The organism is Pseudomonas sp. LBUM1676 (genome assembly GCF_059695605.1).
Genome location: NZ_CP166777.1, coordinates 5,404,465 through 5,418,069 on the forward strand (window position 1 = coordinate 5,404,465; position 13,605 = coordinate 5,418,069).

Genomic DNA, 13,605 nt, shown 5'->3' on the forward strand with positions numbered 1-13,605 from the left:
GTTGACTATTTCACACAAAAACCAGCAACGCCGCCGACCCTGTAGGAGCGAGGCTTGCCCGCGAAGGGCCCTCGGGAACGCTAAAAGCTTCGCGAGCAAGCCTCGCTCCTACAAAAGCAAAGCCCAAAAGCAAAACCCAAAAGCAAAGCGGTTACGGGTGCTTGATGCCGTTGAGCTTCATCGCGCCCGCCAGCGGCAAATCACCCTCGAGCTCCGCGAGACCGGCGGTAGCAATCCGTTCCGGGTCTTGTACATGACCGTGCTGCAGGTAGCCCAGTAAATTGCCCACCAGCGGGTTATGGCTGACCAGCAATGCACGATCCACGGACACCAGCTGCTCCGCGACCACTTGTGGGCTGTAGTCGGGGGTCAGCCACTCGACCGTGCGGATTTCCGGCGCGAAACCCAGCGTGTCACGCACTAATTGCGCGGTCTCCTGCGCACGCCGGTAGGGGCTGGCATAAATAGCGGTGAGCTTTTTATCCATCAGTTCGGCGGCGGTGCGCAGCACCTCCTCGCGACCGTGGGCCGTCAATGCCCGCTCGGAATCAGGACCCTTGCCGTGCGGTTCGGCTTCACCATGACGCAATACCCAGAGTTTCATAATTTCGGTTCCTCATCTCGAGCCGGATGCGGCGCTGGCGCCACAACGTGCGGCGCTTCACCTTCCGGCGTACGCGGCGTCGGCCAGTCGGCAAACGGCCAGGGCTTCTGGTCGCTGTGGAAACTGCCGAAACGACCGATCTGCGCCAGGAACTGGCTCAGGCTGTCGCCGAAGTTCATCAGGCTGGCGCTCGGGGCGCCATAAATTAAACGATAGATCAGCTGCACCAGCACCACCGCCCCGAGGATGAACTGCGCCACTTGCCAGACCAGCAAGAAGACGATCATCCACAGCACTCGCAGCAGGATGGATTCGTACTTGGCTTCTACTTTCGGATCGTTCATGTCCAGCTCCCTGCCCTGTCGATATAAGTATTCAGTTGAAACCGCTGGTAGAGATGAAGTCGACGTCGGTTTTCGGTTCGCCGCGCATCAACAGTTCAATCACCTGGTTCAGCGTGCGCCCTTCGAAGAGAATCGCGTGCAGCCCGGCGACCAGCGGCATGTACACGCCAACCTCCTGGGCCTTGGCCTTGAGCACTTTCAGAGTATTGACCCCTTCGGCGACTTCGCCCAGGCGTGTCACCGCTTCTTCCAGGCTCAAGCCCTGGCCGAGGGCGAACCCGACCTGGTAGTTACGGCTTTTCGGCGACGAACAGGTGACGATCAAATCGCCCACGCCCGCCAGACCGAGGAAGGTCATGGGGTTGGCGCCCTGATTGACCGCGAAGCGGGTCATTTCCGCCAGCGCCCGGGTGATCAACATGCTCTTGGTGTTTTCGCCCATGCCCAGCGCCACTGCCATGCCGGCGATGATCGCGTAGACGTTTTTCAACGCCCCGCCCAACTCCACGCCGAAGCGGTCGGCGCTGGCGTAGACGCGAAAGGTGCGACCGTGCAGCGCAGCCTGGACCTGCTGGCAGAGGTCTTCGTCTTCGCTGGCGACCACTGTGGCAGTCAGTGCGTGCTCGGCGATTTCACGGGCCAGGTTCGGCCCGGACAGCACGCCGATGCGCGCTTGCGGCGCGATCTCTTCGAGGATCTCGCTCATCAGTTTGAAGGTGTGGGCTTCGATGCCTTTGGTCAGGCTCACCAGCATCTTGCCGCTCAACCGTTCGGCGTGCGGCGCCAGCACCGAGCGCAACGCGCTGGACGGCAACGCGACGAAGCACAGGTCGCTGGTTTCCAGGGTGGCCAGCAGGTCAGTGACGGCTTCCACGGCCGGCAGGATCTTGATGCCTTTGAGGTAACGCGGGTTCTCGCGATTGACCCGAATGGCCTCGGCCTGCTCGGGGTCACGCATCCACAGCCGGACCTGATGCCCGTTTTCGGCCAGCAGATTAGCCACGGCGGTACCAAAACTTCCGCCTCCCAGGACCGCAATTGGGCGCTGTACAGTCATATGCAATCCGTTAATCCATACCAGTGGCGATGCCGGCATTATACGGAGCAGCCCGGTGGCGGCCAGCCCCCGCATCAATTACCAACACTTGTAGGAAGAAGACCAATAAATTCAAGGAAAATGCCGCCATCGTGACTGGAAAAGTCGAACGGCTCGGTTAACATGCGCGCCAATTGTTCGCCATCAAGGATGTGTCGTGTCGTTTGGCCCCCCCTCACCTCGCTCGCCGCTGGTTCTGGCGCTGATTTTCAGCCCGCCATTATTGGCCGACGACCTGTTCCTCGACAGCGAGCCGCTACCGCAAGTGCTGACGGCCACGCGTCTGAAGCAATCGCCGGCCGCCGTACCGGGAAGCATGACGGTACTCGACAGCGAATTGATCAACGCCAGCGGCGCCCGTGATATCAGTGAACTGCTGCGCCTGGTCCCCGGGATGATGGTCGGCAACATCAGCGGCAATCAGGCGGTGGTGAACTACCACGGTACCAGTGTCAGCGAAGCGCGGCGCATGCAAGTGCTGATCGACGGGCGTTCGGTGTACCGCGCTGGCCTGGCCACGGTGGACTGGAGCGATATTCCGGTAGCGCTGGAGGACATCGAGCGCATCGAAGTTTTCCGCGGCCCGAACACCGTCAGTTATGGCGCCAATGCGCTGATGGCAGTGGTCAACATCATCACGCGCAACCCGGCCGACAGCCACGGCACGCGGATAAAACTCATCCGGGGCCAGCGTGGCATCAACGACTTCTACGCCAGCCAGGGCACCGGCTGGGATGGCGGCGATCTGCGCTTGTCACTGTCCGGCCAGGAAGACGATGGTTTCGACTCGGACCGCAATGGCGCCGACTACCGCGACAGCCGGCGATTGAACCGTTTCAACCTGGCTGTCAGCCAGGCGCTCAATGAAAATCAGAGCCTCGACTGGCAATTGAATGCCAAGGACGGAAGCAACCAGCGGCCGTATACCTACCGCCCGGTGTTCTCCGGGATTACCGCGGCGGGGAACAATTCCGACGTCATCGCCAAGGACTACGCAGGCTCCCTGCGCTGGAACCTGGACATCAATCCCGCTCACAGCCTCTATATTCAAGGCTCGGCGCAGCACTGGGATCGCCAGCAGGCCTGGCGCGCCTGTGATGCCGAGGTCTCGTTCAGCCCGCAGCTGACCGAACTCTGGCAGCTCAACCCGAACTACACCGAACGCCTGGCGCGCAACATCGAACGTTTCACCGGCCCCGGTGCACCACCCGGCACGGCGGCGGAACAAGCCCTGGCCAATCAGGTGCTCGAGCAATGGCGCAATGGCGCCAGCCAAACGCTGTGCGGCGACATCGACCAAAGCGCCCGGGAGTCGCGCTACGACCTCGAATTGCAGGACACCCTCAGCCTGTCCGACAGTCTCCGACTGGTCAGTGGCTTGAACTATCGTTACGACCGGGCAAGTTCCGAGACTTACTTCAATGGCACCCTCGACGACACGACCTGGCGGGCATTCGGCCAACTGGAGTGGCGCGCCACGGAGCACTGGTTGCTGCAGGGCGGTGCAATGTTCGAGGACACCCGATTGATCGGCAGTTCGCTGACCCCGCGGGTCGCGGTCAACTACCTGATCAACCCGCGCCACGGTTTGCGGGCGGTGTATTCGGAGGCCATCCGTTCACCGGACATGTTCGAGAACAACGTCAACTGGAGTTACCAAGTGACCAACCTGCGACCGGCCGCCTATGGCCAGTCCAGTGCCCGCTACTTCGTCAGGACCCGCGGCCCCGGCGATCTCGAACAGGAACACATGCGCTCCCGGGAACTGGGCTACAACGGTTACTTCGCCGAGTGGGGGCTGGCGCTCGATGTGAAGCTGTTCTACGACGAAATCACCGGCATGATCAGCGAACCGCTGCGCAACAATCAGTACATCGCCAGCAACTCGAACACCTCGCGCTTCTCGGGGACCGAAACCCAACTTGACTGGCGCCTGGGCAGCGCCGATCGCGTGCGCCTGACCTATGCCTACGTCGACGCCGAGGCGAGCAATCCGCAGGATGCGCAACTGACCGCCCGCAACAGTGGTTCCGCCGGCTGGCTGCGGGACTGGGGCCATGGCTGGAACAGCGCACTCTTCTACTATGGCAACGACGCGCTCAACGGCTATCGCTTCGAGCGGGTCGACACACGGATCGCCAAACGCATCGAACTGGGCAAGGCCAACCTGGAACTGGCCGGTGTGCTCCAGCAACGGCTGGACAATCAGCCCACCACCTTCGTCGACAACAACTACAACGAGCGCCGGGTGATTTACTTCAGCGCGGAGTTGGCGTTCTAAGATGCGCTATCGGTCACGGAAGATGCCAACCCTTGGCCACCTGCTGGCCGTGCTATGCCTGATAATTACCGGTCTGCTGTGCAGCCTGCCGATTCGGGCCGCCGACATTCTGTTGACCGCCGCCGAAGACAGCCCCGGCGTGCAATCCTTCGCCCAGGCCCTGAGTGCGCTTCACCCTGCCGACAGCGTGCGCTTCCAGCCACTGGCCAGTCTGCCGGCACCGGGCAAACTGCCCACCAGCACCCGTTTGATTCTGCTGGACCTGCCGAGCCTCGACTGGCGCCTGCAGGAGACCCAGGGCCCGGCGACATTGGTATTGCGCATCAGTCGCCTGCAAGCCCGCCAACGCCTGGGCGCTACCCTGCCCCCGGAATTGAGCCTGCTGTGGAGCGATCCGCCGCTGGATCGTCAGTTGCGCCTGATCCGGACCCTGCTGCCTGAGGCCAAGCGGGTCGGCGTGCTCTACGACAGCCACAGTGAATTTCTCTTGAAGGAGCTGCGCCAGGCCGCCCTGCCGCTCGGCCTTGAAATCGTCACCGAGCGCTGGGACAACACCAGTGACAGCCGTCCATTGCAGTCCTTGCTGAAAAACAGTGACGTGCTGCTGGGACTCGACGATCCCGACCTGTTCAACCCTAAGACCGCAAAAAACCTGTTGCTCAGCAGCTACGCACGGCAACTGGCGCTGATCGGCCCTAATGCCGGTTTCGTCAAGGCCGGCAGCCTGGCCAGCACCTACAGCGATCAGGGCGACTGGCTGGCGATTCTTGACCAACTGCTCGGGCAGCCACCGGCCAGCTGGCCACGCACCCATTACCCGCAGCGCTTCCAGGTCTTGAGTAATCCACAAGTGGCTCGTTCATTAGGTATTGAACAGATAGATGAAGCCTCTGTCGCAACACAGTTGGCCGCAGGAGAAAGCCACCCATGACTTTCCATCGTCGCTGGGATATCAGCACCCGCACGCAAATCATCAGTCTCGGCCCTGCCCTGTTGCTGACGTTGCTGTTGATCAGTTTTTTCACCTTCGTACGAATCCAGGACCTGCGCCAGGAACTCAACCACACCGGTCAACTGATCGCCAACCAACTGGCGCCAGCTACCGAATACGGGGTGATTTCGGGCAACAACGAGGTGCTCGAAAGCTTGCTCAAGGCCACTCTGGCCACGCCCAACGTGCGATTCCTGGAAGTTCAGGACAGCACCAACAGGATTCTGGTGTACGTCGAACAACCGTCGGAAACCCACACCCGCTCACATCAGGTCGAAGTCTTCCAGGCCCCGGTGCGGCTGCAACGCATTGCGCTACACAATGATTTTTTCCAGGGCGGCAAAGCCCCCACCGCCACGCCCACCGAGGATTATCTGGGCCGGGTCATCGTCGGCCTGTCCAACGATGCCTTCAGCCAGCGCCAGCAGGAAATCCTGTTCAAGGCGGGTATTCTGGCGTTGTTCGCCCTGCTGTTTACCTTTCTGATCGCCCGGCGCCTGGCCGGTAGCCTGTCGCAGCCGATCCGCGACATCGGCAACGCGGTCAAGGCGATCCAGGACGGCGACTATAAAACCCCGCTGCCGATCGTCGATGACACCGAACTCGGGGCGCTGTCGCAGCACATCAACAACCTCGCCAGCGGCCTCGAACAAGCCAGCCGCGAACAGCATCAGGCGATGGCCCAGTTGATCCAGACCCGCGAAGAGGCGGAAAAGGCCAACAATGCCAAGTCCGATTTCCTGGCGATGATGAGCCACGAACTGCGCACCCCGATGAATGGCGTGCTGGGCATGTTGCAACTGCTGGAAACCACCGACATGACCGAGGAACAGGTCGAATACGCGGCGCTGGCTTCGGAGTCCACCGAACATTTGCTCAAGGTCATCAACGACATTCTCGACTTCTCGCGCATCGAGCGCTCGGAACTGGAACTGGAGCACATTGCGTTCAACCTCTCGGACCTTATCGGCAGTTGCGCCCAGTCGTTCTCGTATGGCGCGGCACAACGCGGGCTGGACCTGGCACTGCTGATCCCCGACAGCATGCGCGCGTTGCAGGTGCTGGGCGACCCGACGCGGATCCGCCAGATCCTGGTCAACCTGATCGGCAATGCGCTGAAGTTCACCGAGAAAGGTCGCATCACCATCGAGCCGCAATGGCAGTCGCTGGATCACGAACTGCTCTGGTTCACCTGCACGGTGCGCGACAGCGGGATCGGTATTTCCAACGAGAACCTGGAGTCGATGTTCAATGCCTTCCAGCAGGCCGACAGTTCCATTTCACGGCGCTATGGCGGCACCGGGCTGGGGCTCCCCATCGCCCGCACCCTGGCGGAACGCATGGGTGGCACCTTGCGCGCCCAGAGTGAAGAAGGTCGTGGTTCGGTGTTCACGCTGGAAATTCCGCTGGCACTTCATAAACAGAATAAACAGACGCTGCCGACACTGACCCCACGTACGCCCACCGGCAGCGGTGATGGCGAGGGGCGCAATGTGCTGCTGGTCGAGGACAATCCGGTCAATCAGACGGTAATCGAGGCAATGTTGCGCAGCCTGGGCTTTACTGTCAGCGTCGCGACCGATGGAATGCAGGCGGTGCGCAGTGCCGAGAGTCTGATTTTCGAAGCGATTCTGATGGATTGCCGACTGCCTGTCATCGATGGCTACGAGGCGACCCGGCAGATTCGCCAGTTGCCCGGCTGTGCTGGCTTGCCAATCATCGCCCTGACCGCCAATGCCTTGCAGGGCGACCGCGAAGCCTGTTTATCGGCGGGAATGAACGATTACCTGGCCAAGCCCTTCAAACGCACTGATCTGCAGCAAATTCTGCAGCGATGGGTGCAGTAATGCTGGCCTTTCGAGCATCTGCGACTGGCGTGAAAAGCGAAAGTGCGGCAGTCTTAGGCACCCGAACAGGCCCGAAAAGGGGCTTGAAAAATAATTTCAGTGCACAAGTGTACATTCGTGTCCTTGGCGCTGTGACTTTCACCACAACGCAATAGTCTATGAGTAGGCTGCTGACTCGAGGCGCGAATGCTTCGACCGGCCGGGAAGATTTGCCCCACCTGCCGCATGGGACTATTGAGGAGCTCGCATGACCAAACAAAACGCCTTTACTCGGGAAGACCTGCTGCGCTGCAGTCGCGGTGAGCTGTTCGGCCCAGGTAACGCGCAACTGCCCGCCCCGAACATGCTGATGGTGGATCGCATCACCCATATCAGCGAAGCGGGTGGCAAGTACGGCAAGGGTGAATTGGTCGCCGAGCTGGATATCACTCCGGATCTGTGGTTCTTCGCCTGTCACTTCGAAGGTGACCCGGTGATGCCAGGCTGCCTGGGCCTCGACGCCATGTGGCAACTGGTCGGCTTCTTCCTTGGCTGGCAAGGTCTGCCGGGCCGCGGCCGCGCGCTGGGTTCGGGCGAAGTGAAGTTCTTTGGTCAGGTCCTGCCGACCGCCAGTAAAGTTACGTATAACATTCAGATCAAGCGCGTGCTCAAAGGCAAGCTGAACCTGGCCATTGCCGATGGTTCGGTCAGTGTCGACGGCCGCGAGATCTACACCGCCGAAGGCCTTCGGGTCGGCGTTTTCACCTCCACTGACAACTTCTAAGGGTTATCCGCATGCGCCGCGTCGTTATCACTGGTCTGGGCATCGTTTCGTGCCTGGGCAATGACAAAGAGACCGTCTCCGCTAACCTGCGTGCAAGCCGCCCTGGCATCCGGTTCAACCCGGAATATGCTGAAATGGGTCTGCGTAGCCAGGTTTCCGGCTCCATTGACCTTCCCCTCGAAGAGCTGATCGACCGCAAGATCTTTCGCTTCGTCGGCCATGCAGCGGCTTACGCCTACCTGGCCATGAAGGACGCCATCGCCGACTCCGGTCTGAGCGATGAGCAAGTCTCCAATCCGCGTACCGGCCTGATCGCCGGCTCCGGTGGTGCCTCCACGCTGAACCAGATGGAAGCGCTGGACATCCTGCGCGAGAAAGGCGTCAAGCGCGTTGGCCCATACCGTGTAACGCGGACCATGAGCAGCACCGTTTCCGCTTGCCTGGCCACGCCGTTCAAGATCAAGGGCCTGAACTACTCCATCGCTTCTGCCTGTGCCACCAGTGCTCACTGCATCGGTACCGCCATGGAACAGATCCAGATGGGCAAGCAGGACATCGTGTTCGCCGGCGGCGGTGAAGAAGAACACTGGAGCCAGTCGTTCCTGTTCGACGCCATGGGCGCATTGTCCAGCCAGTACAACGAAACCCCGGAAAAGGCCTCCCGTGCCTATGACGCCAAGCGTGACGGTTTCGTCATCGCCGGCGGTGGCGGCATGGTCGTGGTCGAAGAGCTGGAACACGCTCTGGCCCGCGGCGCGAAGATCTACGCCGAAATCGTTGGCTACGGTGCGACCTCCGACGGTTACGACATGGTCGCCCCTAGCGGCGAAGGCGCCATCCGCTGCATGCAGATGGCCATGTCCACCGTTGACGCTCCGATCGACTACCTGAACACCCACGGCACCTCGACTCCGGTCGGCGACGTCATGGAAATGAAGGGTGTGCGTGAAGTGTTCGGCGACAAGGCTCCGGCCATCAGTTCCACCAAGAGCCTGTCGGGTCACTCCCTGGGCGCCGCCGGCGTTCACGAAGCGATCTACTGCATGCTGATGATGGAAGGCAATTTCATGGCGGGTTCCGCCAACATCGACGAACTGGACCCGGAAGTGGCAGACATGCCGATCCTGACCAAGACTCGCGAAGATGCCACCATCAACACCGTAATGAGCAACAGCTTCGGCTTCGGTGGTACCAACGCCACGTTGGTATTGAAGCGCTGGTCGGGTAAGTAATACCCCGCCGCTTCGCTGCACACAAAAACGCCCCGACTGGTTCGGGGCGTTTTTTTTTGTTCGAAATACGGGGTCATGGCGCAGAACCCTGTGGGAGCTAGCCTGCTCGCGAAGAGGGCATCACATCAAACAGATTCATCGACTGTCATACCGCCTTCGCGAGCAGGCTCGCTCCCACAGGTTTTGCATTTAGCCTGCAGTTTCCCTGGTTAGAACATGAAGCTTTTGTCATGAAACTCCAAGCCCTGCGACCAAATGTCGCGCAGTTCGCGGGCTGCGGGATTTTCTCCGATCCTGCAAAAGTCTGTTACCAAATCCAGTCGTTTACTTAGCCAGCTAACCAAACATATAACGAAGCCCTGCACACGCCTTGCTGCAGATAACAGAGATTGGAGCTAGCAGATGACTGTAAAAGTAACTGAACGCGACGATTCACATATGTCCCACGAAGGCGTAGCCGCCGGCATCCGGATCTGGGACGTGCATCAACAAGACATGCTGGTGGGGATGTTTCACTCCGAGACGGACGCCCACAGCTACAAGGCCGAACTGGAAACACTGGAACAGCAACGAGAGCTCCAATCCGCATAAGCAATGACAGCATTGAAAACGACAAACCCCGCCATGAGCGGGGTTTGTCGTTGTTGCAGCCTTTAACGGTTTACCACATCAGATCGTCAGGGATCTGATAGGCCGCGTACGGATCGTCTTCGGCTGCGACTTCTTCGGTCTTCACATTGAGCTGCACGATACGTTGCGGATCGCGCTCCTGGATCTTCAGGGCCGCCTCACGCGGGATCACTTCATAGCCGCCGGCATGGTGCACAATCGCCAGCGAACCGTTGCTGAGCTTGTTGCGCATCAGGGTGTTGACGCAGAGGCGCTTGACCTTCTTGTCATCGACGAAGTTGTAGTAGTCCTCGGTCGTCAACTTCGGCAGGCGCGAGACTTCGATCAATTGCTTGACCTGCGCGGCGCGGGCCTTGGCCTCGGCCTTCTCCTGCTGCTGACGGTTCAGCTCCTGGTCACGTTTGACCTTCTCGGCCATGGCTTCCTGAGCTGCCCGCTGTTGCGAATCATCCAGTTCGATCTGGCCTTTGTGGGCCAGACGTTGCTGCTTCTGTTTCTCTTTGCCGACCTGCTTGGCCTGCTTCTGATTGACCAGCCCTGCTTTGAGCAACTGGTCGCGAAGGGAAATGCTCATGGTGCTTATTTCTCACTTAGGCAACTGCTCAACCGCAGCTGGGCATATTCTTTTCCTGACGTTTGGCTTCGCCCCACAAGGCGTCCAACTCTTCGAGGGTGCAATCTTCCATGGGACGGTGGGTGTCGCGCAATGCCTGTTCGATAAATCGGAAGCGTCTTTCGAACTTGCCGTTGGCACCACGCAATGCCGTTTCCGGGTCGACCTTGAGATGGCGCGCCAGATTGACCACGGAAAACAGCAGGTCACCGACTTCATCGGCAATCGCCTCCGGGTCGTTATCGGCCATTGCTTCGAGTATTTCATCGAGTTCTTCGCGGACCTTGTCCAGCACCGGCAAGGCGTCCGGCCAGTCGAATCCGACCTGCCCCGCACGCTTCTGCAACTTGGCCGAACGGGACAGCGCCGGCAGTGCCGCGGGTACGTCATCGAGCAACGACAACTGCTCAGGCGCGGATGATTTCTCTGCGCGCTCCTGGGCCTTGATCTCTTCCCAGCGCTGCTTGACCTGCTCTTCACTCAGGTGCGGAACATCCAGCGGCGCATACAGATCGCCGGTCGGGAAGACGTGCGGATGGCGGCGGATCAACTTGCGGGTGATGCAGTCGACCACGCCAGCGAATTCGAAGCGCCCTTCTTCACGGGCCAGCTGGCTGTAATAAACCACCTGGAACAGCAAATCCCCCAACTCACCCTGCAAGTGATCGAGGTCGCCGCGCTCGATGGCGTCGGCGACTTCGTAGGCTTCCTCGAGGGTGTGCGGGACGATGGTGGCGTAGGTTTGCTTGATGTCCCACGGGCAGCCAAACTGCGGGTCGCGTAGGCGGTTCATCAGGTGCAGCAAGTCTTGAAGGCTATACATCATTCATGTCTCATCACAAAAACCTGTGGAAGCTGGCCTGCCAGCGATGGCATCACCTCGACTCTCTGAAAGACCGAGGTGCCTGCATCGCTGGCAGGCCAGCTCCCACACGGAGGCATCATCACGGTGTGCGGTTACGCCGGGTCTCGATGATGTTCGGCAACTGGGAAATACGTCCCAGCAACCGCCCCAGTGCATCCAGCCCAGGAATCTCGATGGTCAGCGACATCAACGCGGTGTTGTCCTCTTTGTTGGAACGGGTATTGACCGCCAACACGTTGATCCGCTCGTTGAGCAGCACTTGCGAGACGTCACGCAACAAGCCGGACCGGTCGTAGGCCCGGATGATGATGTCCACCGGATAGGTGAGCACCGGCACCGGTCCCCAGCTGACCTGGATGATCCGCTCGGGCTCGCGCCCGGCCAGTTGCAAGACCGAGGCGCAGTCCTGACGGTGAATGCTCACGCCGCGACCCACGGTGATGTAACCGACGATCGCATCCCCCGGCAACGGCTGGCAGCAGCCGGCCATCTGCGTCATCAGGTTGCCGACGCCCTGGATCTGGATATCGCCGCGCTTGCCCGGTTTGTAGCCGGTGGCCTTGCGCGGGATGAGTTCCAGCTGTTCGTTGCCGCGTTCCGGCTCCACCAGCTGCTGCGCCAGGTTGACCAGTTGCGCCAGGCGCAAGTCACCGGCGCCAAGGGCGGCGTACATGTCCTCGGCGGTTTTCATGTTGGCCTTGTCGGCCAGCTTGTCGAAATCCACCGCCGGCAGACCGAGGCGGCCGAGTTCGCGTTCGAGTAAGGTTTTACCGGCCGCGACGTTCTGATCGCGCGCCTGCAGTTTGAACCAGTGGACAATCTTCGCCCGTGCCCGTGAGGTGGTGATGTACCCCAGGTTCGGGTTCAGCCAGTCGCGGCTCGGCGTGCCGTGCTTGCTGGTGATGATCTCGACCTGTTCACCGGTTTGCAGGCTGTAGTTGAGCGGTACGATCCGTCCGTTGATCTTCGCGCCACGGCAGTTGTGACCGATCTCGGTGTGCACGCGATAGGCAAAGTCCAGCGGCGTCGCCCCTTTGGGCAAGTCGATGGCGTGCCCGTCCGGGGTAAAGATGTAGACCCGGTCCGGTTCGATATCGACCCGCAGCTGGTCTGCCAGACCACCAATGTCGCCCAGCTCTTCATGCCACTCGAGGACCTGGCGCAGCCAGGAGATTTTCTCTTCGTAGTGGTTGGAGCCGGATTTGACGTCGGTGCCTTTGTAACGCCAATGAGCGCAAACACCCAACTCCGCCTCTTCATGCATGGCGTGGGTGCGGATCTGCACTTCCAGCACCTTGCCCTCCGGCCCGATCACTGCTGTGTGCAGCGAGCGGTAGCCGTTCTCCTTGGGGTTGGCAATGTAGTCGTCGAATTCTTTCGGGATGTGCCGCCACAGGGTGTGGACGATGCCGAGCGCGGTATAGCAGTCGCGCATTTCCGGCACCAGTACGCGAACGGCGCGCACGTCGTAGATCTGGCTGAATTCCAGACCCTTGCGCTGCATTTTGCGCCAGATCGAATAGATGTGTTTGGCCCGGCCGCTGATATCAGCATCGACCCCGGTGGCCTGCAATTCGTTCTTGAGCTGGCTCATCACGTCGGCGATGAAGCGCTCGCGATCCAGACGCCGCTCGTGGAGCAACTTGGCGATCTGCTTGTACTGATCGGGCTCGAGGTAACGGAAGGACAAGTCCTCCAGCTCCCACTTGATGTGACCGATACCGAGACGGTGAGCCAGGGGCGCATAGATGTCGAAGACTTCACGGGCCACGCGGTTGCGTTTCTCGTCGTCGGCGGTTTTTACCGCACGGATCGCGCAGGTGCGCTCGGCCAGCTTGATCAGCGCGACGCGTACGTCGTCGACCATGGCCACCAGCATCTTGCGCAGGTTTTCCACCTGGCCCTGGGTGCCCAGCACCAGGGATTGACGGGGGCTCAAGCTGGCGCTGATCGCCGCCATGCGCAACACGCCGTCGATGAGTTTGGCGACCACCGGACCGAAGCGCTGGCTGACTGCCGGCAATTCGATCTGGCCTTCGCGCACGCCGCGGTACAGAACCGCTGCAACCAACGAATCCTGATCGAGTTTGAGGTCGGCGAGAATTTCGGCGATCTCAAGGCCGGTGCGGAAACTCGAGGTCCCTTCGGACCACAGATTTTTCGCCGCATTGGCCTGTTGTTCCGACGCGCGAGCGTACTCGCACGCTTCCTTCAAGGCTTCGCGATCCAGTGCCAGATCGACACTGACCGCATGATCGAGCCAAGCCTCGAGATTGATACTGCCGTCGGTGTTGATCGGCTGGTGTGCTCTCACCTGTACCATCTTGCTTACCTTCCCT

Annotated in this window: 12 protein-coding genes; 6 read left to right on the plus strand and 6 right to left on the minus strand. The window is 60.4% G+C overall.

Translation table 11 applies throughout. The features are described from left to right. Positions 1–151 precede the first annotated feature (151 nt). The 3 genes from sixA to ACA041_RS24995 are packed head-to-tail and all read right to left on the minus strand — an operon-like array spanning position 152 to position 2,005. Positions 152–604, minus strand: coding sequence for a phosphohistidine phosphatase SixA (gene sixA, locus ACA041_RS24985; protein WP_497438283.1), 453 nt, complete (start codon positions 602–604; stop codon positions 152–154). Then, positions 601–948, minus strand: a complete 348-nt coding sequence (locus ACA041_RS24990; RefSeq protein WP_497438284.1) for a DUF4389 domain-containing protein — start codon at positions 946–948, stop codon at positions 601–603. Before ACA041_RS24990 ends, sixA begins: the two co-directional genes overlap by 4 nt. Positions 949–979: 31 nt before the next feature. Continuing rightward, positions 980–2,005, minus strand: coding sequence for an NAD(P)H-dependent glycerol-3-phosphate dehydrogenase (locus ACA041_RS24995; protein ID WP_497438285.1), 1,026 nt, complete (start codon positions 2,003–2,005; stop codon positions 980–982). 196 nt (positions 2,006–2,201) lie between these two features. On the opposite strand from ACA041_RS24995, the gene ACA041_RS25000 reads away from it, so the two are divergent. The 6 genes from ACA041_RS25000 to ACA041_RS25025 all read left to right on the plus strand — a co-directional run bounded on the left by ACA041_RS25000 (position 2,202) and on the right by ACA041_RS25025 (position 9,749). Continuing rightward, positions 2,202–4,325 carry a TonB-dependent receptor plug domain-containing protein gene (locus ACA041_RS25000; protein ID WP_497438286.1) on the plus strand — a complete coding sequence of 708 codons (2,124 nt, stop codon included), beginning with the start codon at positions 2,202–2,204 and terminating at the stop codon, positions 4,323–4,325. A gap of 1 nt (position 4,326) precedes the next feature. Beyond that, positions 4,327–5,256, plus strand: coding sequence for an ABC transporter substrate-binding protein (locus ACA041_RS25005; RefSeq protein WP_497438287.1), 930 nt, complete (start codon positions 4,327–4,329; stop codon positions 5,254–5,256). Further along, positions 5,253–7,163, plus strand: coding sequence for an ATP-binding protein (locus tag ACA041_RS25010; RefSeq protein WP_497438288.1), 1,911 nt, complete (start codon positions 5,253–5,255; stop codon positions 7,161–7,163). The genes ACA041_RS25005 and ACA041_RS25010 overlap by 4 nt, the downstream gene beginning before the upstream one ends. Before the next feature lie 247 nt (positions 7,164–7,410). Beyond that, positions 7,411–7,926, plus strand: a complete 516-nt coding sequence (gene fabA, locus ACA041_RS25015) for a 3-hydroxyacyl-[acyl-carrier-protein] dehydratase FabA (RefSeq protein ID WP_497438289.1) — start codon at positions 7,411–7,413, stop codon at positions 7,924–7,926. A gap of 11 nt (positions 7,927–7,937) precedes the next feature. After that, positions 7,938–9,158 carry a beta-ketoacyl-ACP synthase I gene (gene fabB, locus ACA041_RS25020; protein ID WP_497438290.1) on the plus strand — a complete coding sequence of 407 codons (1,221 nt, stop codon included), beginning with the start codon at positions 7,938–7,940 and terminating at the stop codon, positions 9,156–9,158. Positions 9,159–9,560: 402 nt separating this feature from the next. Beyond that, positions 9,561–9,749 carry a hypothetical protein gene (locus ACA041_RS25025; protein ID WP_497438291.1) on the plus strand — a complete coding sequence of 63 codons (189 nt, stop codon included), beginning with the start codon at positions 9,561–9,563 and terminating at the stop codon, positions 9,747–9,749. A gap of 70 nt (positions 9,750–9,819) precedes the next feature. Here ACA041_RS25025 and ACA041_RS25030 read toward each other — a convergent pair whose 3' ends face one another. The 3 genes from ACA041_RS25030 to relA form a co-directional block, all read right to left on the minus strand. Next, positions 9,820–10,362: a DUF2058 domain-containing protein gene (locus ACA041_RS25030; protein ID WP_497438292.1), complete on the minus strand. Its 543-nt coding sequence runs from the start codon at positions 10,360–10,362 to the stop codon at positions 9,820–9,822. Between the two features lie 28 nt (positions 10,363–10,390). Beyond that, positions 10,391–11,224, minus strand: a complete 834-nt coding sequence (mazG, locus tag ACA041_RS25035) for a nucleoside triphosphate pyrophosphohydrolase (RefSeq protein ID WP_497442166.1) — start codon at positions 11,222–11,224, stop codon at positions 10,391–10,393. A 121-nt stretch (positions 11,225–11,345) separates the two neighbouring features. After that, complete coding sequence (gene relA / locus ACA041_RS25040; RefSeq protein WP_497438293.1) at positions 11,346–13,589, minus strand: GTP diphosphokinase; 2,244 nt, start codon at positions 13,587–13,589, stop codon at positions 11,346–11,348. Positions 13,590–13,605 lie beyond the last annotated feature (16 nt).